We start from the raw sequence: 24502 nt of genomic DNA on the forward strand, positions 1-24502 counted from the left end.
CGCCGGCAGCGCGTAGGTTGTTGGCGGACCGGAGATGGCGGATTACGCTTCGCTAATCCGCCCTACCTGGTTCAGATCACGCTTGGTGCTCCGGCCGCCGGTGGCTTTTTAGCTCAGGGTCGGACGGCCGCTGAACAGGCCAGGCTGGTTCGGGACCTTGGCGGCTATTGCCTTTTCCGGGCTGCCGCAAAAAGCGACTTTCTCTTCAGGAGAGCCGCAAAACGCGTTCGCTTGTTTCTCTGGGGAACCGCAGAAGGCGTTCGCCTGCTTTTCCGGCGAGCCGCAGAAGGCGTTGGCTTGTATTTCAGGCGAGCCACAGAAGGCATTTGCTTGCTTTTCTGGCGAGCCGCAGAAGGCGTTGGCGTGCTTTTCTGGCGAGCCGCAGAAGGCGTTTGCTTGTTTCTCGGGCGAGCCGCAGAATGCGTTGGCCTGCATTTCGGGCGAACCGCAGAAGGCGTTGGCTTGGGTCGCGCCTTCGAAAGCACGCTTTGCCGGACGCACATAGTCCTCGCCGAATTCCGCTTCGTACAATTCCTTCATGCGCTGCCCGATGCGCGCCAGCGCCGCTTCGTCTTCCTCACCGCGCATGCCGACGTATGGGAAATGGTGCAGGAAGTAGCCGAACACGGCCTCGCAATCGGCGGCGTATTTCATCGTATCGAGAATATGGTAGTGCCAGAACGTGTCCACGTCGACCAGCGGCGCGGTCTGTTCGTGGGGGTATTTTTTCATCAGCGTCAGGAAGCGGCGGTATTCCAGCTCGATAGCGTTAACATGTTCCAGCGACCAACCTTCGCCGGATTCTTTATGCATCAGCTTGACCTTGATTGGGTCCAGATCCAGGGCGTTGATGACGTTCATGGACATCTCCTCTTGATTGATACGGGTTAAAAAAACGTTACGAAGCAATTGATTTTTGCTTAACTTTGGCTCGTCACGTTTGATATTTATCAATGTTTCTGAGGAAATTCCTACAATCCGCTGACTTCTCCTAGCCAGCGACGGGGTAAACCGGAAGGGGTCAAGCGATGACGTTGGCGGTCAAGTGGCCGGTGTCGTTGATGTCGGTCAGATCGTCGTTGGAAGGCGGTGGGACGTGGTCGATCGGCACCGAGATGGCGACCGTGGTGCCGGCGTTGGGACTGCCGATGATGGAGCACACGCCTCCGAGCAGGCTGATGCGCTCCTCGATGCCGACCAGGCCGAACGAACCGACCTTGTTGCGATTGCTCGCCCGCATGCCGACCCCATTGTCGGTGATGGTCATGCTCAGCATGCCGCCGGCCTGCCGCAATTCCACCCGGACCAGGCTGGCGTGCGCGTGCTGGACGATGTTGCTCAGCGATTCCTGCAGCACGCGGAAGAAGGCGGTGGCGCAATGGTCGTCGATGCGGATGTCGCGCTGGTGTTCGATCAGCTCGCACACCATGCCGGAGCGCTGGCGGAACTGGGCGATCTGCCATTCGACGGCGGCGTTCAGGCCCAGGTCCAGCACGTTCGGCCGCAGGTCGTTGATGATATGGCGCACGCTTTTGATGGTGCTGTCGATCTGGCTGAGCGTGCTTTTCGCGCGGGCGTGCAGGCGCGGATGGCGGTGGCGGGTACGGGTGGCCAGCATGTCCGCCTCGATGCGCAGCACCAGCAGGTTCTGGCCGAGGTCGTCATGGATTTCGCGCGCGATGCGCTTGCGCTCCTGCTCCTTGATCTGGTCCGCGTGCGCGGCCAGCCGGCGCAGCTTGTGGTGCGATTGCTGCAGCTTGGCCTGGCTGTCGCGCAATTCCTTGGTCATGACTTTGGCCATCTTGATCGCCCGCATGCGCGACGACGACAGCGTGTGGATCAGCAGGTAGAACAGCAGCGAGCCGATAAAACCGCTCAACATGGCCAGCCACGGCAGGAACAGGTCGAAGCGGCTGGACCAGGCTGCCTTGGGCGCGCTGAAGTGGGCATGCCACTGGCGGCCGTTGAACGTCAGCGGCAGCACTATGCCGAACTGGTCGGCCGAGCGCACGTTCTCGCCGCCGTTGACCTTGTTGTCGAACAACAGGGAGGGGGCCGACGCGGCCGAGGAGCGGTCGTTGCTTTCGCCGCCGTCGTACAGGCGCAGGCGCACGTCGCGCACTTGCATCTGGTCCATCGCCAGTTGCACCAGGCGCGGCACGCTGAAGCCGATCCCGACCGAACCCCGGTAGGCGGCGCGGCGCTCCCGGGTGGTGGTCAGCGGCATATCCTTGTGGTACAGCGGCAGCCGGATCGCCATGCCGCCGCCCTGGCCGAAGCTGTCCATGTCGATCTGCTTGCCGGAGGTGCTGATGTCGCCGGTGTCGCGCGCGTTGGCCAGCGCCTGGGCCACCGCCGGCTTGTGCGTGATATCGAGACCGACCCGCCAGCGGAACGCCGCGATCGGCTCGATCATGGTGATGACGGAATAGTCGGCGCGGCGGCCGGTCGGCTGGATCACGTAGTCGGGATAGCCGTTGGCGGTGCCGTCGCCGCTGCGGCGCGCGACCTTTTCGAAATCCCCGCGCTGCGCTTCGGTGATGTACTCCGCGTAATTGATGCTGACCAGCGCGGGAAACTGGGTCGCCAGTTTCAGTCCGCGCACGAAGCGGTGGAAGTCTTCGCGCTCGACCTTGCCGCTGGCGTCGAAGTAGCTGGCCGTGGCGCGCAGCACGTCGGCATAGGTGTCGATGCGCGAGCTGATGTGGTACTGGGCGTTGCGCGCCTGGTGCATGAAGCGCTCGCCGGCGTCGTATTCGACCATTTTATAGGCGGCCACATAGCACAGCGCGCCCACGCCCAGGGACAGCATGACCCCCGCCCACCAGACGGATTTTGGCGGGGAAAACATTTGTCGCTGCGCGAGAAGTACCTCCATTGCGATTGCCTTTCAAGCAACTTCAGTGGTCGCCACTTTACTTGAATATAGAAAATATTACTAATGCTAGTCAAGTAAATTTATAAATAATGCCATTTATCCTGAGCGTTGCCCGCGCGCGGGGACGAAAAAACCGGCGCCTCCTTGCGAAGGGCGCCGGTTTCTCAGGGCTTCGTCGTGTTATTTGGCGACGAAGCTGTCTTTTAGCGTCACGATGCGGTTGAACACAGGTTTGCCCGCGCTCGAGTCGACGCGGTCGGCGACAAAGTAGCCGTGCCGTTCGAACTGGAAGCGCTGGTCGGGCAGGGCGGCGCTCATGCCCGGCTCAAGGTAGGCGGTCACCACTTCCTTGGCGTTTGGATTGAGCAGCGACAGGAATTCCTTGCCGCCGGCGTCCGGCTGGGCATCGGTGAACAGGCGGTCGAACAGGCGCACTTCGGCTTCCAGCGCGGTGGCGGCGGAGACCCAGTGGATGTTGCCCTTGACCTTGTAATTGTCCGAGCCCGGCGTACCCGACTTGGAGTCCGGGAAGTAATTGACATGGACAGCGACGACTTTGCCGTTGTCATCCTTGTCGACACCGGTGCATTCGGTCACGTAGCCGTGGCGCAGGCGCACGCGGCTGCCCGGCTTGTCGTCGATCGGAGGGTAGTAGCGGAAATAGCCTTTGCTCGGCACTTCCATGAAGTCCTCTTCCTCGATCCACAGCTCGCGCGTGATCGGGAAGGTGCGCACGCCCATTTCCGGGTGGTGCGGGTGGACCGGCGACGTGCATTCCTCGCTCTGGCCTTCAGGATAGTTGTCGATGATCAGCTTGAGCGGGCGCAGCACGGCGGTGGCGCGCGGCGCCTTCGGATCGAGATCCTCGCGCAGGCAGCCTTCCAGCGTGCTCATGTCGATCCAGCCGTCTGACTTGGTCACGCCGATGCGCTCGCAGAACAGCTGGATCGCTTCCGGCGTGTAGCCGCGCCGGCGCAGGCCGACGATGGTCGGCATGCGCGGATCGTCCCAGCCGCTGACGATGCCGTCCTCGACCAGCTGGCGCAGCTTGCGCTTGCTGGTGACCACGTAGGTCAGGTTCAGGCGCGAGAATTCGTACTGGCGCGGCAGCGGCAGCTTGAAGAATCCGCCCTCGGCCAGGGTTTCCAGCAGCCAGTCGTAGAACGGCCGGTGATCCTGGAATTCCAGGGTGCACAGCGAATGCGTGATGTTTTCCAGCGCGTCCGAGATCGGGTGCGTGTAGTCGTACATCGGGTAAATGCACCAGGCGTCGCCGGTGCGCACGTGGTGGGCGTGGCGGATGCGGTAGATGGCCGGGTCGCGCATGTTCATGTTCGGCGACGACATCGCGTCCTCGCTGATCTTGGCGCGCAGGATGTGCTCGCCGTCGGCATATTTGCCGGCTTTCATGTCGCGGAAGATTTGCAGCGATTCCTCTTGCGGACGGTCGCGGAACGGCGAATTCTTGCCCGGCGTGTTGAAATTGCCGCGATTGGCCGCCATATCGTCGGCCGACTGGCTGTCGACGTAGGCATAGCCCTTGCCGATCAGGTACTCGGCCATCGCGTACAGCTGGTCGAAGTAGTCGCTGGCGTAGTGCAGGTGGTGCTCGACGCCGCCGTCGGCCTTCGGATAGTCGTAGTCGAACCCCAGCCACTTGACGCTGTCGATGATGGTGTCGACGTATTCCTGCTCTTCCTTGGCCGGGTTGGTGTCGTCGAAGCGCAGGTTGCAGCGGCCCTGGTAGTCGCGCGCCAAACCGAAGTTCAGGCAGATCGACTTGGCGTGGCCGATGTGCAGGTAGCCGTTCGGCTCCGGCGGGAAGCGGGTGATCACGCTGGGCATGCCTTCGCGCACGTGGGCGCCGGCGGCCAGATCGTGTTCCACGATCGCGCGCAGGAAATTCGAAGGCAGGGCGGGTGCGGGGCTGTTTTTATCGTTGCTCATCTGAAAAGTGGGCTTTGCAAGAGTTCGTGTAAAGGGCATTTTACCGTATCCCCTCCGTGGGCTGAGGGGAAATGCTGCGTCGCGGCGGCCGGGCCGGGATGGGCGCTGGTGCGACGGGTATAATTCGCCTTTAATTGTTTCGGCACATGGCCGCGGAGTTTCCAAAATGGAAAATCACTACAACACGCTGGGGATCGCGCCCAACGCCACCGAAGACGAGATCAAAAAGATATACCGCTCGCTGGCGATGCGCTTCCACCCGGACCGCAACCAGGCGCCCGGCGCCGAGGCGCGCTTCAAAAGCATCACCAAGGCCTACGAGATACTGTCCGATCCGGTCAAGCGCGAGGAATACAACCAGAGCGTCAACCACCGCATCATCATCGATTCCGAAGCGGAAGCGTACCAGTTATGGCGCTCGGTCTTCAACCTGCACGGCACCGTGCTGCCGCCAGCGTAATACATTAAAACGAAAGCAAGCAATGAGAAAAGTACACCCCGAATTCGCCTATCAATCGCGCGAACTGGAAGGCCAGATCGAAGGCATTCTGGGCGACCCGCCCGACCGCAAGAACTACCAGCGCATGATCGACGCGCTGGTGTCCGAGTACGCCAGCGGCGGCGGCATCGAGGATGTCAATATGCTGGCCTTCGCCCTGGTCGACCACCTCGAGTTCAGCGACCCGAAAGGCTTGCTGGCCGAAGCCCAGGACTACGAGTTCGGCGACCCGGCGCGCGTCTTCGCGATGGCCTCGTGCAAAGGCGAGGCGGCGCAACAGATGTACGCGGCGCTGGAAGAAAACCTGCCGGAACTGGCGCGCCAGGCCATCATCACCGCCTTCCTGTTCAAGCATCCGCGCAAGTGGGACGACGACGACCAATCGCTGGAACAACTGTCGGCCAACGACGACGGCGACGATATCGAGGACGAGGACAACGCGACCGACGACTTCGCCCAAATGTTCGACAAGGAGGATTAAACCATGTCCGACGACAACAAAAGCAATTTGCCCGCGCTGAGCAAGCAAGTGACCGAACTGGTGCTGGCCGGCTCGCTGGGCCACGCCGAGCAAGCCTTCGCCGAAGCGGCCGACCAGTTCGGCGACCTGGCGGTGGTGGAAGTGTTGAGCAACATCCCGCCGCAAGTGACCGCGCTGCACATGGCCGGCTTCGACGGCGGCAAGATGTCGCTGGCGACCTTGCTGGTGCCGCCCAAGGCCTGGGCCGACAGCCTGGCCTTCTTCGCCGCGACCTGGCAGGACGACCTGATCGAGGACGACCCGGAGCGCATCGCCGAATCGCTGTTCGCGCACGTGCACGGCGTGGTGTTCTCGACCGACGACGAGGAGCGCCGCAGCGAATTGCTGCAGGCCGCGTCGGCGACCGACCACGGCGCCACCATCTTCGCCATCCTGTTCTCGATGGCGCCGAAGGAAATCCTGGAAGTGGCCGGCGAGATCATCGCCAAGGGCCCGTACCTGACCGGCCAGACCTCGTCGGACAACGACGTCGTGCCGCTGGCGATCGCGCTGGCGCAGGCCTCGGAAGACGGCTGGGACCGCTCCTTGTTCGAGCTGTTCCCGGAGTTCCGCCACAGCGCCGACCTGGCCGACGCCGAGTTCAGCGACGACCCGGACGACGAGCCGACCTTCCTGCAGCGTTCGACCAAGGAATTGCTGTACCGCTTGCGCAAGCAGGTACCGTCGACCCGCAGCGCCAAGGCCGGTTCGCGCCGCAGCGTCGGCACCGGCATTTTCTCTTGATGGAAATTTCGAAGGACGCCGAAGCGATGCTGCCAGCATTAGTAGTAGAGAATTTGCCGCGCCTGACGCGCGCGATCCAGCAACTGGCGACCCATCCGGACGATGATGCCGCCTATGCGTTGGCCGATGAACTGACAGGCATCACGGCGATGGTGGCCGAAAAGTTCACCAACGACCGCACCGCCGAGGGCATCCAGAAGGCGCTGCAGTTGACGGTGGGCGGGGTGTCGTTGGGACTCGATCACGTGATTCCGAACGAGACGGACCTGGCGGCGCTCGACTACCTGATCGAGCACGGCGCGGAGCACGCGTTCCAGATCGGCTTCAGGATGATCAAGGAATTGTCGGCGTTGCCGGAGGATACCCTGGTCGGCGAGTACGATACCGATCCGGTGTATTCGGCGCGCCGCTTGCGCGACCTGTTCATCGAGCTGTGCCAGACCGACCCGAACCAGAACTGGAACGGCGGCGACCGCTATTCGGTGATGCTGAAGCAGCGCAAGGAGGTGCAGGCGATTGTGCGCCTGGCCGGCTGGCTGCGCAGGCACAACACCGAGGGTCCGGTCAGCGATACGGATTTGAACGCCGAGGGCGTGATCGCGCTGGCGATCATCTTCGCCATCGAGGGCGGGGGCAGGGTGGTGGCGCGCACCGGGCAGAAGGAGTTCGAGCGTTTCGTCAAATCGGTGCGCAAGAACAAGCCCGATTACGAGGAGGGCTGGGCGGCGCTGGTGGCCAAGGTGCCGGTGCAGCACCATCCGGTGCTGTTGGACCGGATCGAGAGTTATCGACAGACCTGTACCGTGATCCAGCATATTAAGGGACGCACGGCGATGAAGACCTTGTTTGCCGAGTTGGAGAATTATGCCGGGTCCGAACTGGATGCGGATTATTCCTAGGTTCAACCTGCACCCCGCAACCCGAGATGCCGCGGGGTCGTACCCCGTACGGGGTACGACCCCTCTCATGGGGTGGGGGGTTGATTTTCCAGCGCCGCCTCCAGCGCGATCGCCCTGAACGCCGCCACCAGCGGCGATATCTCATCTTTTCGCTGCGCCAGCAGCAGCGCCGTGGTGGCGTCCTGGTCGGCCAGCGGCCGGTACAGCACCCCGCTCAAGCGGATGATGTCGAACGAACTCGGCAGCACCGCGATCCCGAAACCCGCCGCCACCAGTCCCGCCATCGTCGACGCCTCGCCGGCTTCCATAGCGATGGTCGGCTCGAAGCCCGCCGCGCGGCACAGCCGGAAAATCTGCGGATGAATGCCGGTGCCGGCCGTCTTCGGATACATCACCAGCGGCTGCCCCTCCAGATCGCTGATCCGCAACGTTTCCCTGGCCGCCAGCGGATGCTCCTCCGGCAGCACCATCACCAGCGGATCGCGCCGCAACTCGGTCGTCATCACCGCCTCGGGCAGTGCCGACTCCGGCGGCCGCACCAGCCCCAGATCGAGCTCGCGGCTGGCTAGCGCGTTGATCTGCGCCAGGGTCGATCGCTCGTGCAGGGTCAAGGTAACGCCGGGATAGCGCTGGCGGTAGCGGTTGATGACGGTCGCGAACAGCGGCGTCAGCGGCGTAGAAAACGTGAAGCCGACCCGCAATTCCCCGGCCTCGCCGCGCTCGGCACGGCGCGCCGTCTGCACCGCCTGCTCCGACAGCGCCAGCACGCGCCGCGCATCGTCCAGAAATAGTTTTCCCGCCTCAGTCAGGCGCACCCAGCGTTTGCTACGCTCCAGTAACTGCGCGCCCACTTCGGCTTCCAGCATCTGGATCTGATGGCTCAGCGGCGGCTGGCCGATGTGCAGGCGCTCGGCCGCGCGGGTAAAGCTCAGCTCCTCGGCGACGGCGACGAAGTAGCGCAAATGACGTAGTTCCAAGCCGAAGCTCCTTTTTTGTTATCTTTTTAAAGTATGACTAACGAATTAAATATATATTGGACAGTCGTACAGTGCAATCCTAAGATGCATTCATCGAGATTTGCATCGGAACACCAACATGTCTTCAAGCATAGCTTCAGCATCCTCTTTACCCGTAGCGCCGACGCCCTACGGGCCGGCGCCACGCATCGCCGCCGGCAGCGCCGAATTCAAACGCAGCAACCGCGCCATGTTCTTCGGCGGCTTTTCCTGTTTCGCGCTGCTGTACTGCGTGCAGCCGCTGATGCCCTTGCTATCCCACGAATTCGCCTTGAGCGCCGCGCAGAGCAGCATGGTGCTGTCGGTATCGACCGCCGCGCTGGCCTTGTCGCTGGTGGCGTCGAGCGCCATGTCCGAGCGCCTGGGCCGCAAGCCGCTGATGGTAGCGGCGATGGCGATCGCCGCGCTGATGACGATACTGTGCGCGTTCGCCCACAACTATCCGCAACTGCTGGCGATGCGCGCGCTGCTGGGCATCGCGCTGGGCGGCATGCCGGCCATTGCCATGGCTTACCTTGGCGAGGAGATCGAGCCGACCTCGCTCGGGCTGTCGATGGGCCTGTACATCAGCGGCAGCGCTTTCGGCGGCATGGCGGGGCGGGTCATCACCTCTGTGCTGAGCGACCATTTTTCGTGGCGCCTGGCGGTGGGCGCGGTGGGCGTCGCCGGCGTGCTGGCGGCGTGGGAATTCTGGCGCAGCCTGCCGGCTTCGCGTCACTTCGTGCCGTCCGGCGGCGGCCTGCGCTCGATGGCCTCGGGTTTCAAACTGCATCTTTCCGATCGGGGCATGCCGTGGCTGTTCGCGCTGGCTTTCCTGCTGATGGGCGCGTTCGTCAGCCTGTACAACTATATCGGCTATCGCCTGCTGGGCGCGCCGTTCGGCTTGAACCATAGCCTGGTCGGCGCCGTGTCGTTCCTGTATCTGCTGGGGATCTACAGTTCGGTCTGGGCCGGGCGCCTGGCCGATCGATTCGGCCGCCGCCACGTGTTGTGGGCGGTGATGGCCATCATGATCGTCGGCTTGCTGCTGACCTTGTCCAACTGGCTGCCGCTGATCGTGGCCGGCGTGGCGCTGTTCACCTACGGTTTCTTCGCCACGCAGTCGGTCGCCAGCAGCTGGGTCGGCCGGCGCGCGACAACCAGCAAGGCGCTGGCGTCGGCGCTGTACCTGTTCTTCTACTACCTCGGTTCGAGCGTGATCGGTTCGGCCACCGGCGTCATGTGGGGCCGCGGCGGCTGGCCCGGCGTGGTGATGGTGCTGGGCCTGGCGCTGTCGCTGGCGATGCTGGTGGCGTTGCGGCTGCGCCGTCTGGCGCCGCTGGGCGCGGCGGAAAAATAATCAGCGGGGGCAGTCGGTGTAGCTCTTCCTGCCATCCGGATAGATGTTGATGCAATAGGTCAGCAGGGCGGTGACGATTTTGTAGGTACGGGTCTTGTTCTCGCCGTCCGGCGTGCTCAGCTCCACCATCCTGGCCGCTTGATACCATTTTGGCGGGACCGCCTCGTGGGCGGCGTCGAAGCCGCGTTGCAGCCGGGCCTGCTTGCTGTCGGGCGGCGGCAGCGCCTCGGCGATGGGAAACGTCTTGCGGAGTTCCTTGTCGATCTTGCCGGCGTCGCGCCTGGCCTGCGCCAGCATGCTGGCGGTGTTGGTGGGCGGCTGCGGCTCGGCCGGTGTTTGTGCGAAGGGATCGTAGGGCGTTGGCGTTGGCGCCGCTTCGTTAGCGCTTGCCGCGATGGGCGCTGCCGACGCGGATTTGGCAACTGGGGAAATTTGTCGAGGCGCGGCGGTCGGCGTTTTGACACGGGCCGCCGGCGGTCTCTCCACGCTCGGCGCTATCGCCTTCGGCAAAGGCAGCAACCATTGAATCGCGTCGTGCCGCGCACGTGGGGCGTCCTTCACAAGCTGGCTTTGCAAAAGGAAGTAAAGAACCACGAGGTGCGCCACACCCGTCACAAGTAGGCCGGACCAACGGTTTTGGCGTTGTATTCTCATGGCCGGCATTGTAGCCGCGCCGCTGGCCGCGATTTATCTTAATTGCAACTCAATCGCAAGTATCGCCGCGCGGTCCCGATGGTCTAATCCGGCGCTTCGCACACGGCTATGCCGCGTTTACCCGCCCGATTCTTTCTGGTGACGTACCGCTAAAATGACGACCGTATTGGTATCGGGGTCAATTCGGTAGCGCGCTACATAGCCACTGTCGCCAACATCAATTGACCATTCCCGGAACACCTCCTCCATGTCCTCAGTGGGCCGCCCAATTTCTGGACGATGCCCAAGCATCGTGACGCCTTGCCTGACGGCGTGCACTGCGCGTGTCGCGGCGCCCGGATTTTTATTCGCCAGAAATCGGTAAAGGCGCTGCACGTCACGCAACGCGCGGGGCGACCAGATCAGTCGTGACATTCAGGTGGTTCGATGTCGTTGCCATCGGCCAGCTGCGCCAGCCAAGCGTCGGCCTCGTCCGCTGTGACATGCAATCCGGAGGTTTGATACTCCTCCCACGCCTTAAGCGTATCCTGTTTGAATGCTTCACGCTTCTCCTCCCGCTCGACATATTGTGCGACGGCCTCGCGAAGCATCCAGTGCGGAGTCCTGCGGCGCGACTGCGCTAGTTGCTCAAGACGGGCGCGAGTATCGGGGTCAAGCTTGACCGACATGGGGCGGGCAATTGTAGCGGCCATAAGAGCGCTCCCTGTGCGTTTGTGATAAGTAATACCTTATCATACCTTCCCCTGATCGGCATGCAGCAGCCGGTGGTATGCGAAAGCTTCCTGTATGTTTTCTCGCAAGGTCTGGTCGTCCCACGGCTTCGTGTAGAAGCGGTAGATCTCGCCACGGTTGATGGCGTTGAGCACCGATTCCAGATCGGCGGAGCCGGACAGGATGATGCGTATCGTGCCCGGGTACAGGTTCTTGACCCGGCTGAGGAATTCAGTGCCGTTCATGCCGGGCATCTGCTGGTCGCTGATGACCACTTGCACTTCATTCATGGCAAGCAGGTCGAACGCTTGCTCGGGCGTCTCGGCGCTGACGATATGGTAGCCGTCGACCCGGAACAGGCGCTTGAGCGACGCGCGGATCGACGGTTCGTCGTCCAGCAGCAGCAAGGTTTGCTGCGGCCGCGGCGCCACGCTCGGTTGCGGCGCCAGCCCACGCTCCTGCCGCAGCAGTTCGGCGAAGTCGTCCGGCGGCAGCGGCCGGCTGAAGAAGTAGCCTTGCATCTCGTCGCAGCCATGACGCCGCAGGTAGGCCAGCTGCGCCTCGGTTTCGACGCCTTCGGCGATCACCTTGAAGCCCAGGCTGTGGCCGAGCGCCAGCACCGAGCGCACGATCGCGGCCACCTTCGGCTCGGTCAGCATCTCGCGCGTGAAGGATTGGTCGATCTTCAGGTAATCGACCGGGAACTGCTTCAGATAGGCCAGGCTCGAGTAGCCGGTGCCGAAGTCGTCGATCGACAGCGCGATGCCGAGCCGCTTGAGCTGCTCGACCACCGCCACCGCCTCGCCGACGTTGTGCATCATCAGGCTCTCGGTCAGCTCCAGCTCCAGGTATTGCGCCTCCAGGCCGCTGTCGGACAGGGCCGCCAGGATCTCGCCGGCCAGCGCCGGATCGCGGAACTGGCGCGCCGAGAGGTTGACGGCCACCCGCAGCGGCGTCAGCCCGGCCGCTTGCCAGGCCTTGTTCTGCGCGCAGGCGGCGCGCAGCACCCAGCGGCCGATCGCCACGATCATGCCGGTCTCCTCGGCCACGCCGATGAAGCGCGCCGGCGACACCATGCCCATGGCCGGATGGCGCCAGCGCAGCAGCGCTTCCATGCCCACCACGGCGCCGCTGCGCAAATCCACCTTGGGCTGGTACTGCAAACTAAGCTCGTTGCGCGGCAGCGCGTGGCGCAGCTCGGCCTCGATCATCGTGCGCTCGGCGATGCGGGTGTGCATGGCCGCCTCGTAGAACTGGATCTGGTTGCGGCCGGCCTCCTTGGCGCGGTACATGGCGATGTCGGCATGCTTGAGCAGTTGCTGCGGTTCGGCGCCGTCGTTGGGGTAGACGCTGACGCCGATGCTGCAGGTGACGGTGAACAGCTGCTTGCCCAGCGCCACCGGCGCGCCGACGGCGTCGAGCACTTGCTCGAGCAGGAGGGACATGGCGCGGCCGTCGGCGTCCGGCATCAGCAGCAGGAATTCGTCGCCGCCGAGCCGGGCGACGGTGTCGCTGGTGTCGAGGCAGGCGCTCAGGCGCGCGCCGATGGTGCACAGCAGCTCGTCGCCGGCCTGGTGGCCTTCGCTGTCGTTGACCAGCTTGAAGTTGTCGAGGTCGATGAACGCGACCCACACGCTGTGGCCGTAGCGCTGGGCGTAGCTGATCGCCTGCGCCATGCGGTCGCCGAACAGCGCCCGGTTGGGCAGGCCGGTCAGCGCGTCGTGGCTGGCCTGGTGCTCCAGCTGTGCCTGGTAGTTGATGGTTTCGGTCAGGTCGGTCAGCACGCAGACGTGGTGGGTGATCTCGGCGCCGGTGTGCACCGGCGCCAGGTGCAGCTGGGTCCACAGCGGGGTGCCGTCGCGATGGCGCGCGCCCATCAGCAACGTCACCTCCTGGCGCGACTGCAGAGCCGCGCGCAGGGCCTCGCCGTCGTCGTTGTGCTGCTCGTGGCCGAGCATCAGTTCCAGGCGCCGGCCATTGGCTTCGGCGCCGCTGTGGCCGAACAGCCGGGCGAAGGCGGGATTGGCGTAGTCGATCACGTCGCCGTCCGCGCCGTGCGCGGTGATGACGATGGCGTTGACGCTGGCGTCGAGCGCGCGCCCCCGCAGTTGCAGCATCATTTCGTTTTGTTTGCGCTCGGTGATGTCCTCGATCATGCCGAGCACGCCGATGATGTTGCCGTACTGGTCGTGGAACGGCAGCTTGCTGATCAGGAACCAGTGCACCGAGCCATCGGCCAGGGTCATGTGGTCCTGGTAGTCCAGCTGTGGCCGGCCGGTGGCGACGATGGCGGCATCCTCGGCGCGGATGGCCTCGGCGTTGTGCGCCCACGGCATTTGCTCGTCGCGCTTGCCGGGCACTTGCGTGGTGCTGGCGAGCCCGGCCGCATGGGCGAAGACTTGGTTGCCGCCGAGGTAGTTGCCGTCGAGTCCCTTCCAGAAAATCTGGTGCGGGATCTGGTTGATGACCAGGTTCTTCAGTTCGCGCGAGGCGTGCAGCGCGGCCGCCATCCGCAATTGTTCGGTGACGTCGTGCGCGACGACGAAGCGCGACGGATGGCCGGCGATGGTCACCGAATGCGACGAGATTTCCACTTCGATATGGCTGCCGTCGCGCTTGATGTGGGTCCAGCTGCCGGCGCGCTCGGCACCCTTGACCGGGGCGCTGGCCAGGTTGCTTTCCAGCCGTGCGTGCTGTTCGGGCGGACGGATGTCCTTGATCGTCATCTGCAGGAATTCGGCCTCCGTGTAGCCGTAGTGGGCGACGGCGGCGGCGTTGACGACCAGGAACTGCAGCGTATGCAAGTCATACACCCACATCGGTTGCGGGTGGGCTTCGAACAGGTGCTTGAAGCGCAGCCGCGACTCGAACACGTCGTAGTCGTCGAGCGGATACGACAGGCACAGGTAGTGTCCGGGCTGGTGCGGCGTGGCGCGGCGCCATTCGACCGTTTGCGTGACCATGTGCGGCACGCCGCCGGCGCCGACAAGCTCGAGCTCGCCGCGCCAGTAGCCGCGCGCGCGCGCCGTCGGCAGCGCTTCGTCCTTGAACATGGGCACCGACCAGGTCGCATACAGCGCGGCGGCCTGCGTCCCGTCTGCGACGGGGCCGAGGGCCGAGCGCGTGTGGCCGTTGAGCCACAGCAGCTTGCCGCCTTCGTCGATCGAAAAAGCGAAATAAGGACTATGGGCGAAAAACTGCTCCAACGGCTGCTGTTCGGTGTTGCGGAGGTGTGCGGAATACTGGTGGCTGTCCATGTCCGTTCTGGAGGTGCGGGCTTTGTTAATTAATACTAACAGATGCGGCTGGGCCTGCGTAGCACAGCTGGCCCATGTGAAAGTGAAGGCGATTTCGCTGGCGGTCTGACCTGCGTCAATGAGCGGGCGCGGAGGCTGAAACTGCTTGTATGGCCGAGGGTCGAATCTGCACTGGCACGCCTGTGCCTGATTCTACAGGGGAGGAGTCACCATGCTGCAAATGAACGACATCGAGCACCGGTTCCATTTACTTGAGCAAGCGATAGGGCAGGCGGCGCAGGCCAGTTCCGCCGAGCCCAATCTGCCGAGCGAGCTGCGCGACAGCATCCAGCGCGTCGACCGGCTGTCGGACACGGCGCGCGAGATCTTGCTGTCGCAGGACGCGCCGCGCATCAACAAGCTGATCCGCGATATGGAATTGATGGCCGAGCGCGCCAAACGGGTGTGCGTCAACATTCCGCAGTTGTCCGCGCAGATGAAGGGCTCGGTCACCCAGATGCACAGTCAGATCATCGAGTTGAAGCGCGATGTTTTAAGGTGAGGCGGCACCGGCGGATGCGCCGTGTTAATCCGCCACCTTGATCACCGCGATCATCTCGCCGATCTCGTCGAGGCCGGTTTCCTCGAAGCCGAAGCTTTGGTAGAACGTCCGCGCGGCGACGTTGCCCGGCTTGTAGCAGATCGTGATCAGCTTGACGTCCGGCTTGGCCTTGAGCTCGTCCAGCAGCAGCGCCATCGCGCGCCGGCCGATGCCTTTGCCTTGTTGCGGGAAGTCCACCATGAAGCGGTAGATGCCGTACTCGCCCGGATTGTCGTTCGACTGGCGGTCGTACAGCAGGAAGCCGGCCGGCTCGCCGTCGCAATAGATACCGCGCGGGATGTAATCGGCGTAAAACTTGGCTTGCGCGATCGAAAAGGCATTGCTGGCGATGAAGTCGCGCTGGTGCTCGGGCAGCTCCATCTCCATGAACGCCTCGAAGTTGTGACCGGTAATTTCTTCCAACGATACGTTGCTGCTCATACTTAAAGGACTCCTTTGTTGCGCAGGGTGGCGATGTCGGCTTCGCTGTGGCCGAGCAAATCGCGCAGTACTTCGTCGGTGTGCTGGCCCAGCAGCGGCGGTGGCAGGGTCGACGCGTCGTCGGCCGGCGCGCCGGACATGCGCATCGGGCTGCGCACCAGCCTGACCTTGCCGGCGGTCGGGTGCGGCACTTCCATCACCAGTTCGCGCGCCAGCACCTGCGGATTTTTATAGACATCGTCGAGGTTGTTGATCGGGCCGCACGGCACGCCGACCGCCTCCAGCTTGTCGATCCAGAAATCGCGGGGTTGCGTCAGCACCATGGCGGCCAGCAGCGGCACCAGCTCCTCGCGGTTTTTCACGCGCAGCGGATTGGTGGCGTAGCGTTCGTGGAAGGCCAGGTCGCCGCGTCCGCCCGCTTCGACAAATTTTTGATACTGGCCGTCGTTGCCGGTGGCGACGATGATGTAGCCGTCCGAGCAGGCGAAGGTTTGATACGGCACGATGTTCGGATGCGCGTTGCCCCAGCGCTTGGGCGGCTTGCCGCTGTTCAGGTAATTGCTGCCCATGTTGGCCAGCATCGCCACCTGCACGTCCAGCAGCGCCATGTCGATGTACTGGCCGCCGCCGTCGCGGTCGCGCTGGGTCAGCGCGGCCAGGATGGCGATGGTGGCGTACATGCCGGTCATCAGGTCGGTCAGCGCGACGCCGGCTTTTTGCGGGCCGCCGCCGGGCAGGTCGTCGCGCTCGCCGGTCACCGACATCAAGCCGCCCATGCCCTGGATCAGGAAATCGTAGCCGGCGCGGTGCGCGTACGGGCCGTCCTGGCCGAAGCCGGTCACCGAGCAATAGACCAGGTCGGGCTTGATCGCCTTGAGCGATTCGTAATCGAGGCCGTAGCGTTTCAGTTGGCCGACCTTGTAGTTTTCCAGCACCACGTCGCAATGCTTGACCAGCTCGCGCAGCAGCGCCTGGCCTTCGGCGCTGGCGATGTCCATCGTGACCGAGCGCTTGCCGCGGTTGGCGGCCAGGTAGTAGGCGGCCTCGGTGGTGTCGTTGCCGTCGGCGTCCTTGGCGTAGGGAGGACCCCAGGCGCGGGTGTCGTCGCCGCCGCCGGGACGTTCGATCTTGATGACGTCGGCGCCCAGGTCGGCCAGGTTCTGCGAGCACCATGGTCCGGCCAGCACCCGGCTCAGGTCGAGCACGCGGATGTGGCTTAACGCTTTTTGAGCTGTCATGATATGTCTAACCTTTTGAGTAATCCTATCAGGCCGCCAGTGTAGTGTCTGCGCAGCATTCGTGATAGGGTGGGCGTTGGTTTTATAACAAATATTTGCGTGGGAGGCAGAGCTATGTGGCCGTATCCTAAAATTGTTGCACATCGCGGCGGCGGGACCCTGGCGCCTGAAAACACCGTCGCCGGCCTGCGCGCGGGCCTGGCTTACGGCTTCCATGCCGTCGAGTTCGACGTGATGCTGTCGCGCGACGGCATCGGCATGGTCATGCACGACCCCGACTTCGGCCGCACGGTGGCGGGCCGGGGCAGCGTGCCGGACACCGACGCCATCGACCTGGCTGCCATGGACGCGGGCGCCTGGTTCGGCCAGCAGTTCAAGGACGAACCGGTGCCGTACTACACGCAATTCATCGATTACTGCAAGGCCCAGCGTATCTGGATGAACGTGGAAATCAAGCCGGCCGACGGTTTTGAGGTGGAAACGGGCCGCTGGGTGGCCAAGGTAACCCGCGACAGCTACGCCGTCGAGATCGCCGCCGGCGACCCGGCCGCCGTCCCCTTGTTGTCATCGTTCAGCTTTGCCGCCTTGGCGGCCGCCCGCGACGCCGCCCCCGACCTGCCGCGCGGCTACTTGCTGGACCGGATTCCCGACGACTGGCAGGCGCAGGCGCGGGAGTTGGGCGCGGTCGCCATCCATACCAACCACAAGCATCTGACCAGCGACCTGGCGCGGGCGATCAAGGCCGCCGGCTATGGCTTGTTTTGCTATACCGTCAACGAGCCCGAGCGGGGCAGGGAGATCCTGTCCTGGGGCGTGGACGGCTTTTGCACCGACCGCATCGATCTGATCGGGCCAACGTTTGCCTGACAGCCAGCCTGGCAACCCTTCCCCTGGCGGGGTCATATATAATCAACCCTTTGCATTTGCCAGCTACCTCTGCTCACGACATGAAATCATCTGAAATCCGCGACAAATTCCTCAAGTTTTTTGAATCCAAGGGTCATTCGATTGTCCGTTCCAGCTCCCTGGTACCTGGCAACGACCCGACCTTGCTGCTGACCAACAGCGGCATGGTGCAATTCAAGGACGTGTTCACCGGCACCGACAGCCGTCCGTACACCCGCGCCACCTCCGTGCAGCGCTGCGTCCGCGCCGGCGGCAAGCACAACGATCTGGAAAACGTCGGCTACACCGCGCGCCACCACACCTTCTTCGAAATGCTGGGCAACTTCAGCTTCGGCGACTATTTCAAGCGCGACGCCATCAACTTCGCCTGGGAACTGCTGACCAAGGTTTACGGCCTGCCGGCAGAGAAGCTGACCGTCACCGTCTACATGGAAGATGACGAGGCCTACGATATCTGGGCCAACGAAGTGGGCGTGCCGAAAGAGCGCATCATCCGCATCGGCGACAACAAGGGTTCGCGTTACGCTTCGGATAACTTCTGGCAGATGGCCGACACCGGCCCATGCGGCCCGTGCACCGAGATCTTCTACGACCACGGCGCCGACATTCCAGGCGGCCCGCCGGGCTCGCCGGACGAAGACGGCGACCGTTTCATCGAAATCTGGAACCTGGTGTTCATGCAGTTCAACCGCGACGAAGCGGGCGTGATGCACAAGCTGCCGAAGCCGTGCGTCGACACCGGCATGGGCATGGAGCGCCTGGCCGCCGTGCTGCAGCACGTGCATTCGAACTACGAGATCGACCTGTTCCAGGCCCTGATCAAGGCCGCCGCGCGCGAAACCGGCGCCACCGACCTGGAAAACAAGTCGCTGCGCGTGATCGCCGACCACATCCGCGCTTCGGCGTTCATGATCGTCGACGGCGTGATTCCGGGCAGCGAAGGCCGCGCCTACGTCCTGCGCCGCATCATCCGCCGCGCGCTGCGCCACGGCCACAAGCTGGGCCAGACCAAGCCGTTCTTCTACAAGCTGGTGGCCGACCTGGCGATCGAGATGGGCGGCGCCTATCCGGAGCTGGAAGAAGCCAAGGAGCGCGTCGCCCAGATGTTGAAGGCCGAGGAAGAGCGTTTCGGCGAGACGCTGGAAACCGGCATGAAAGTATTGGAAGCCCAACTGGCCAAGGACAGCACCGGCATCGACGGCGCCACCGCCTTCACCCTGTACGAAACCTACGGCTTCCCGCCGGACCTGACGGCAGACATCTGCCGCGAGCGTAACATCAGCTTCGACCAGGAAGGCTATGACGCCGCCCTGAAGGAAAGCCAGGAGCTGTCGCGCAAAGGCGGCAAGTCCATCAAGGACAGCAAGGTCGAATACGCGGGCGAGAAGAACAAGTTCGTCGGTTACGACAACCTGAGCCATGCCACCGCCAAGATCGTCGCGCTGTACGCGGGCGGCACCTCGGTGCAGGAACTGACGGCCGGCCAGTCGGGCATCGTGGTGCTGGACACCACGCCGTTCTACGCCGAATCGGGCGGCCAGGTCGGTGACCAGGGCACGATCACTGCCGGCGCCGCCGCCTTCAGCGTCGACGACACGCTGAAAATCCAGGCCGACGTGTTCGGCCACCACGGCACCTTGTCCGCCGGTTCGCTGAAAGTGGGCGGCGCGGTCAGCGCCGACGTCGACCAGGGCAAGCGCGCGCGCACCATCCGCAACCACTCGGCGACCCACCTGATGCACAAAGCCCTGCGCGAAGTACTGGGCGGCCACGTGGCGCAAAAGGGCTCGCTGGTCGACGCGGACAAAACCCGTTTCGACTTCAGCCACAACGCGCCGCTGACGGCCGAGCAGATCGCCGAAGTGGAAGCCAAGGTCAATAAAGAGATCCTGGAAAACCACGCGACCAAGGCGCAGCACATGTCGTTCGACGACGCCGTCAAGCATGGCGCGATGGCGCTGTTCGGCGAGAAGTACGGCGACGAAGTGCGCGTGCTCGACATCGGCACCTCGAAAGAGCTGTGCGGCGGCGTCCACGTGCAGCGCACCGGCGACATCGGCCTGTTCAAGATCATTTCGGAAAGCGGCGTCGCCGCCGGTATCCGCCGCGTCGAAGCGGTGACCGGCGAGGGCGCGCTGGCGCTGGTGCAGTCGATGAACCGCCGCCTGCTGGAAGCGGCCGCCGCGCTGAAGTCGAATCCTGAGGAACTGACCGCGCGTATCGGCCAGGTGCAGGACCATGTCAAGGCGCTGGAGAAGGAACTGGCCGCGCTGAAGTCGAAGCTGGCTTCCGGGCAGGGCGACGAGCTGGTCACGCAAGCGGTGGACGTCAACGGCATCAAGGTGCTGGCGGCCACGCTGGACGGCGCCGACGTGGCCCGCCTGCGCGAGACCATGGACAAGCTCAAGGACAAGCTGAAGACCGCGGCCATCGTGCTGGCAAGCGTTGCCGACGGCAAGGTCAGCCTGATCGCCGGCGTGACGGCGGACGCCACCTCCAAGGTCAAGGCCGGCGAGCTGGTGAACTTCGTTGCACAACAAGTGGGCGGAAAAGGCGGTGGTCGCCCCGATATGGCGCAGGCCGGCGGTACCGATCCGAGCGGCTTGCCGGCGGCGCTCGCCGGTGTGGCGGCCTGGGTGGGCGAGCGCGCTTCGAAATAAGTGCGGTAGCTATCAGCCTGCAACCACGGCGCTAACGCACCACCTGAGCGGCCCGCGTGTCAAGCGCGGGCCGCTGTTGTTTAAGCAGACTTATTGTAAAATCGCAAGTTCCCGTTGCGAACTTGCAACGCGCAATGAACTATTTTGGTGCAGCGCGTCAACGGCTGCAAATTGGAGTACTATGGCGAAAGTGCTCAACAAACTAGCGGGTTCTTGATGACCGACACGATACTTGAAAACGAAATCATGGAATTCCATAAAGAACTCGACGCGCGCGGCCTGAATTGCCCGCTGCCGATTCTTAAGGCTAAAAAAGCCTTATCCGAGCTGCAAAGCGGCGAAGTGCTGCGCATCATGGCAACCGACCCCGGTTCCGTGCGCGACTTCCAGGCGTTCGCCAAACAAACCGGCAACGCGCTGCTGTCCCACGTGCAAACCGGACGCGAATTCGTCTTTTTGATGCAGCGCAAATAAGCGCCTGCCATCCCTGCGTCACTCTTCCCTCGTAGAACCGCCGTCTAAGGAAATAGTTTTTAGACGGTTTCTACTAGCGAAAAATCGCACGATCGTGCTTTAATTTCTTGTGCGCGGCGGATTTCTCATATAATCTAGCCCACATTTAGTCCCGAACATTTATACATTTTCCCAAAGGCACAGCTATGAAAGTCTTGGTACCCGTCAAACGCGTGGTCGACTATAACGTCAAGGTTCGCGTCAAGTCCGACGGCACTGGCGTCGATATCGCCAACGTCAAAATGTCGATGAACCCTTTCGATGAGATCGCGCTGGAAGAGGCGATGCGCCTGAAGGAAGCCGGCAAGGTCACCGAAGTGGTGGCGGTGTCGTGCGGCGTGACCCAGTGCCAGGAAACCCTGCGTACCGGCATGGCGATCGGTGCCGATCGCGGCATCCTGGTCGAGACTTCGGTCGAGCTGGAGCCGCTGGCCGTCGCCAAGCTGCTCAAGGCGCTGGCCGACAAGGAACAGCCACAGCTGATCATCCTGGGCAAGCAGGCGATCGACGACGACTCCAACCAGACCGGCCAGATGCTGGCGGCCCTGCTGGGTTGGCCGCAAGCGACGTTCGCGTCGAAAGTGGTGCTGGAGGATGGCAAAGTGACCGTCACCCGCGAAGTGGACGGCGGCCTGGAAACCCTGGCGCTGACCCTGCCGGCGATCGTCACCACCGACTTGCGCCTGAACGAGCCGCGCTATGTGACCCTGCCGAACATCATGAAGGCGAAGAAAAAGCCGCTGGACGTGACCAAGCCGGAAGACCTGGGCGTCGATGTGACCCCGCGCCTGAAAACCCTGAAAGTCGTCGAGCCTGCCAAGCGCTCGGCCGGCATCAAGGTCCCGGACGTCGCCACCCTGGTCGCAAAACTGCGCACCGAAGCCAAAGTCATCTAAAGGAACAATCATGGTCGCATTAGTCATCGCAGAACACGACAACGCCAGCCTGAAGGGCAGCACCCTCCACACCGTGACCGCGGCCGCCCAGTGCGGCGGCGACGTGCACGTGCTGGTCGCAGGTTCCAACGCCGGCGCCGCAGCAGCCGCCGCCGCGCAAATCGCCGGCGTGTCGAAAGTCATCGTGGCCGACGCCGCGCACTTTGCCGACGGCCTGGCCGAGAACGTCGCCGAGCAGGTGCTGGCGCTGGCAGGCTCGTACAGCCACATCCTGGCCCCGGCCACCGCCTACGGCAAGAACATCCTGCCGCGCGTGGCCGCCAAGCTGGACGTCGCGCAGATTTCTGAAATCACCAAAGTCGATTCGCCCGACACCTTCGAGCGTCCGATCTATGCCGGTAACGCCATCGCCTACGTGCAATCGTCGGACAAGATCAAGGTCATCACCGTGCGCTCGACCGGCTTCGACGCCGCCGCCACCGGTGGTTCGGCCGCGACCGAGACCGTCACCGCCGTCGGCGATTCGGGCAAGTCGAGCTTTGTCGGCCGCGAGCTGGCCAAATCGGACCGCCCTGAGCTGACCGCCGCCAAAGTCATCGTTTCCGGTGGCCGCGGCATGGGTTCGGGCGACGCCTTCAAGATCCTGGAACCGCTGGCCGACAAGCTCAACGCCGCCATGGGCGCCTCGCGCGCAGCGGTTGATGCCGGCTACGTGCCGAACGACTGGCAAGTTGGCCAGACCGGCAAGATCGTCGCGCCGACCCTGTACATCGCCGTCGGTATCTCCGGCGCGATCCAGCACTTGGCCGGCATGAAGGATTCGAAGACCATCGTCGCGATCAACAAAGATCCGGAAGCACCGATCTTCTCCGTGGCCGACTACGGCATCGTTGGCGATCTGTTCGAAATCGTGCCGCAACTGGTCGCAGAACTGGGCTGACAGCCTGAGCGCACCCGAGCCACGCTGATCCGGCACCGCCGGATTGCCGTGGCTTTTTTCTTGGAGACATAAGATGCCCTATCAAGCACCCCTGAAAGACATGCTGTTCGTCATGAACGAACTGGCGGACCTGGCCGGCGTCAACGCGCTGCCGGGCAATGAAGACGCGACCCCGGACACGGCCGAAGCCATCCTGGAAGAGAACGCGAAATTCGTCAGCAACGTCATCGCGCCGTTGAACCATCCGAGCGACAAGGAGCCGAGCTATTGGCACGACGGCCAGGTGACCACGTCCAAGGGCTTCAAGGAAGCCTTCAAGGCGTTCGGCGAGGCTGGCTGGCAGGGTGTGCAGCATCCGGTGGAGTTCGGCGGCCAGGGCTTGCCCAAGCTGCTGGCGACGCCGTGCATCGAAATGCTCAACGCGGGCAGCATCTCGTTCGCGCTGTGCCCGTTGTTGTCGGATGGCGCGATCGAAGCGTTGCTGACGGCCGGCAGCGACGAGCAGAAAGCCATCTATCTGGAAAACCTGGTGTCGGGCAAGTGGACCGGCACCATGAACCTGACCGAGCCGCAAGCCGGCTCCGACCTGGCCGCCGTGCGCACCCGCGCCGTGCCGCAGGGCGACGGCACCTACAAGGTGTTCGGCACCAAGATCTACATCACCTACGGCGAGCACGATTTCTCCGAGAACATCGTCCACCTGGTGCTGGCGCGCACGCCGGATGCACCGGCTGGCGTTAAAGGTATCTCGCTGTTCATCGTACCGAAGTTCCTGGTCAACGCGGACGGCTCCATCGGTGAGCGCAACGACGCGCACTGCGTCTCGGTCGAACACAAGCTGGGCATCAAGGCCAGTCCGACCGCCGTGCTGCAATTCGGCGACCACGGCGGCGCCATCGGCACCCTGGTCGGCGAGGAAAATCGCGGCCTGGAATACATGTTCATCATGATGAACGCGGCGCGTTTCGGCGTCGGCCTGCAGGGCATCGGCCTGGCCGAGCGCGCGTATCAAAAGGCTGTGGCGTTCGCCAAGGACCGCGTGCAGTCGCGCGATCTGGCCGGCTCGGCCGGTCCGGTGGCGATCATCCATCATCCGGACGTGCGCCGCATGTTGATGAATATGCGTTCGCAAACCGAGGCGGCGCGCGCGCTGGCCTACGTCGGCGCCGGCATCAGCGATGTCGCCCACAGCCACGCCGACGCGGAAACGCGCAAGGCCAATCTGGCGGTGTACGAGTATCTGGTGCCGATCATCAAGGGCTGGTCGACCGAGATGTCGCAGGACGTCTCCCGTGATGGCGTGCAGGTGCATGGCGGCATGGGCTTCATCGAAGAAACCGGCGCCGCGCAGCACTATCGCGATGCGAAGATTTTGACGATTTACGAGGGCACGACGGCGATCCAGGCCAACGATCTGGTCGGCCGCAAGACCGTGCGCGACGGCGGCGCTGTCGCCAAGGGCATCATCGCCCAGGTGCGCGCGACCGAAGCGGAGCTGGCCGCAGGCGGCTCGGCCGACTTCAAGGCGATCCTGGCGCAGCTGTCGGCCGGCAGCAAGGATCTGGAGGCGGTGGTGGAGTACGTGGTCGCCAACATGAAGAGCGACATCAAGGGCGTGTTCTCGGGCAGCGTGCTGTACCTGAAACTGGCCGGCATCGTGCTGGGTGGCTGGCAGATGGCGCGTGCCGCCGTGATCGCGCAGCAGAAGCTGGACGCCAATGACGGTGACGCCGGCTTCTACAAAGCCAAGATCGCCACCGCGCGCTTCTTCGCCGATCACATCCTGTCGCAATCGTCGGGCCTGCGCACGGCGATCATTGACGGCAGCGCCGGCGTGCTGGCGTTGAGCGAGGACCAGTTCTAA

Annotated in this window: 22 protein-coding genes; 12 read left to right on the forward strand and 10 right to left on the reverse strand. The window is 63.6% G+C overall.

Annotation, left to right across the window (positions count from 1 at the left end):
- Positions 1-108: 108 nt before the first annotated feature.
- The 3 genes from AC0IYS_RS07865 to AC0IYS_RS07875 form a co-directional block, all read right to left on the reverse strand.
- On the reverse strand, positions 109-861 hold the full coding sequence (locus tag AC0IYS_RS07865; protein ID WP_471704643.1) for a glycine-rich domain-containing protein: 753 nt from the start codon (positions 859-861) through the stop codon (positions 109-111).
- 160 nt (positions 862-1021) lie between these two features.
- A complete protein-coding gene (locus AC0IYS_RS07870; protein ID WP_471704644.1) occupies positions 1022-2851 on the reverse strand; it encodes a CHASE domain-containing protein in 1830 nt (609 codons plus the stop codon).
- A 207-nt stretch (positions 2852-3058) separates the two neighbouring features.
- The gene (locus tag AC0IYS_RS07875) at positions 3059-4825 is read right to left on the reverse strand and encodes a glutamine--tRNA ligase/YqeY domain fusion protein (protein WP_471704645.1); all 1767 of its coding nucleotides are present in this window, start codon (positions 4823-4825) and stop codon (positions 3059-3061) included.
- A gap of 166 nt (positions 4826-4991) precedes the next feature.
- Between AC0IYS_RS07875 and AC0IYS_RS07880 the strand changes: the two genes are divergently transcribed.
- Genes AC0IYS_RS07880 through AC0IYS_RS07895 form a run of 4 tightly spaced genes read left to right on the forward strand, consistent with a single transcriptional unit; the run spans position 4992 to position 7487 of the window.
- Entirely contained in the window at positions 4992-5285 is a 294-nt protein-coding gene (locus AC0IYS_RS07880) for a DnaJ domain-containing protein (protein WP_315220665.1), read from the forward strand.
- A gap of 22 nt (positions 5286-5307) precedes the next feature.
- On the forward strand, positions 5308-5805 hold the full coding sequence (locus tag AC0IYS_RS07885; protein ID WP_471704646.1) for a hypothetical protein: 498 nt from the start codon (positions 5308-5310) through the stop codon (positions 5803-5805).
- Positions 5806-5808: 3 nt separating this feature from the next.
- Positions 5809-6588, forward strand: a complete 780-nt coding sequence (locus tag AC0IYS_RS07890; RefSeq protein ID WP_090315812.1) for a hypothetical protein — start codon at positions 5809-5811, stop codon at positions 6586-6588.
- A gap of 26 nt (positions 6589-6614) precedes the next feature.
- Complete coding sequence (locus tag AC0IYS_RS07895; RefSeq protein ID WP_471708820.1) at positions 6615-7487, forward strand: hypothetical protein; 873 nt, start codon at positions 6615-6617, stop codon at positions 7485-7487.
- A gap of 65 nt (positions 7488-7552) precedes the next feature.
- Here the strand turns inward: AC0IYS_RS07895 and AC0IYS_RS07900 are convergent, their stop codons facing one another.
- Entirely contained in the window at positions 7553-8464 is a 912-nt protein-coding gene (locus AC0IYS_RS07900; protein WP_471704647.1) for a LysR family transcriptional regulator, read from the reverse strand.
- Between the two features lie 118 nt (positions 8465-8582).
- On the opposite strand from AC0IYS_RS07900, the gene AC0IYS_RS07905 reads away from it, so the two are divergent.
- Complete coding sequence (locus AC0IYS_RS07905; protein WP_471704648.1) at positions 8583-9842, forward strand: MFS transporter; 1260 nt, start codon at positions 8583-8585, stop codon at positions 9840-9842.
- On the opposite strand, the gene AC0IYS_RS07910 is transcribed toward AC0IYS_RS07905, so the two are convergent.
- From AC0IYS_RS07910 to AC0IYS_RS07925, 4 genes are all read right to left on the reverse strand, one after another.
- Positions 9843-10328 (reverse strand): hypothetical protein, encoded by a 486-nt coding sequence (locus AC0IYS_RS07910; protein ID WP_471704649.1) that lies wholly within the window; start codon positions 10326-10328, stop codon positions 9843-9845.
- 285 nt (positions 10329-10613) lie between these two features.
- On the reverse strand, positions 10614-10910 hold the full coding sequence (locus tag AC0IYS_RS07915) for a type II toxin-antitoxin system RelE/ParE family toxin (protein WP_471704650.1): 297 nt from the start codon (positions 10908-10910) through the stop codon (positions 10614-10616).
- Positions 10898-11188 (reverse strand): CopG family ribbon-helix-helix protein, encoded by a 291-nt coding sequence (locus tag AC0IYS_RS07920; RefSeq protein ID WP_471704651.1) that lies wholly within the window; start codon positions 11186-11188, stop codon positions 10898-10900. The genes AC0IYS_RS07915 and AC0IYS_RS07920 overlap by 13 nt, the downstream gene beginning before the upstream one ends.
- Before the next feature lie 39 nt (positions 11189-11227).
- Positions 11228-14464 (reverse strand): EAL domain-containing protein, encoded by a 3237-nt coding sequence (locus AC0IYS_RS07925; RefSeq protein WP_471704652.1) that lies wholly within the window; start codon positions 14462-14464, stop codon positions 11228-11230.
- Between the two features lie 211 nt (positions 14465-14675).
- On the opposite strand from AC0IYS_RS07925, the gene AC0IYS_RS07930 reads away from it, so the two are divergent.
- Entirely contained in the window at positions 14676-15005 is a 330-nt protein-coding gene (locus AC0IYS_RS07930; RefSeq protein WP_471704653.1) for a hypothetical protein, read from the forward strand.
- A 24-nt stretch (positions 15006-15029) separates the two neighbouring features.
- On the opposite strand, the gene AC0IYS_RS07935 is transcribed toward AC0IYS_RS07930, so the two are convergent.
- Together AC0IYS_RS07935 and AC0IYS_RS07940 are read right to left on the reverse strand one after the other, a co-directional pair.
- Positions 15030-15485 (reverse strand): GNAT family N-acetyltransferase, encoded by a 456-nt coding sequence (locus AC0IYS_RS07935; RefSeq protein WP_471704654.1) that lies wholly within the window; start codon positions 15483-15485, stop codon positions 15030-15032.
- A 2-nt stretch (positions 15486-15487) separates the two neighbouring features.
- The gene (locus tag AC0IYS_RS07940) at positions 15488-16723 is read right to left on the reverse strand and encodes a CaiB/BaiF CoA transferase family protein (RefSeq protein ID WP_471704655.1); all 1236 of its coding nucleotides are present in this window, start codon (positions 16721-16723) and stop codon (positions 15488-15490) included.
- A 114-nt stretch (positions 16724-16837) separates the two neighbouring features.
- Here AC0IYS_RS07940 and ugpQ point away from each other — a divergent pair, with 114 nt between their 5' ends.
- From ugpQ to AC0IYS_RS07970, 6 genes are all read left to right on the forward strand, one after another.
- Positions 16838-17590: a glycerophosphodiester phosphodiesterase gene (gene ugpQ / locus AC0IYS_RS07945; RefSeq protein ID WP_471704656.1), complete on the forward strand. Its 753-nt coding sequence runs from the start codon at positions 16838-16840 to the stop codon at positions 17588-17590.
- Between the two features lie 80 nt (positions 17591-17670).
- Positions 17671-20289: an alanine--tRNA ligase gene (alaS, locus tag AC0IYS_RS07950; protein WP_471704657.1), complete on the forward strand. Its 2619-nt coding sequence runs from the start codon at positions 17671-17673 to the stop codon at positions 20287-20289.
- A 246-nt stretch (positions 20290-20535) separates the two neighbouring features.
- Positions 20536-20763 carry a sulfurtransferase TusA family protein gene (locus AC0IYS_RS07955; protein ID WP_036623531.1) on the forward strand — a complete coding sequence of 76 codons (228 nt, stop codon included), beginning with the start codon at positions 20536-20538 and terminating at the stop codon, positions 20761-20763.
- Positions 20764-20948: 185 nt separating this feature from the next.
- The gene (locus tag AC0IYS_RS07960; RefSeq protein WP_090315761.1) at positions 20949-21698 is read left to right on the forward strand and encodes an electron transfer flavoprotein subunit beta/FixA family protein; all 750 of its coding nucleotides are present in this window, start codon (positions 20949-20951) and stop codon (positions 21696-21698) included.
- A 10-nt stretch (positions 21699-21708) separates the two neighbouring features.
- Positions 21709-22638 (forward strand): electron transfer flavoprotein subunit alpha/FixB family protein, encoded by a 930-nt coding sequence (locus AC0IYS_RS07965; RefSeq protein WP_471704658.1) that lies wholly within the window; start codon positions 21709-21711, stop codon positions 22636-22638.
- Between the two features lie 73 nt (positions 22639-22711).
- Positions 22712-24502, forward strand: a complete 1791-nt coding sequence (locus AC0IYS_RS07970; RefSeq protein ID WP_471704659.1) for an acyl-CoA dehydrogenase — start codon at positions 22712-22714, stop codon at positions 24500-24502.

This window comes from Duganella sp. AC237 (assembly GCF_979254035.1).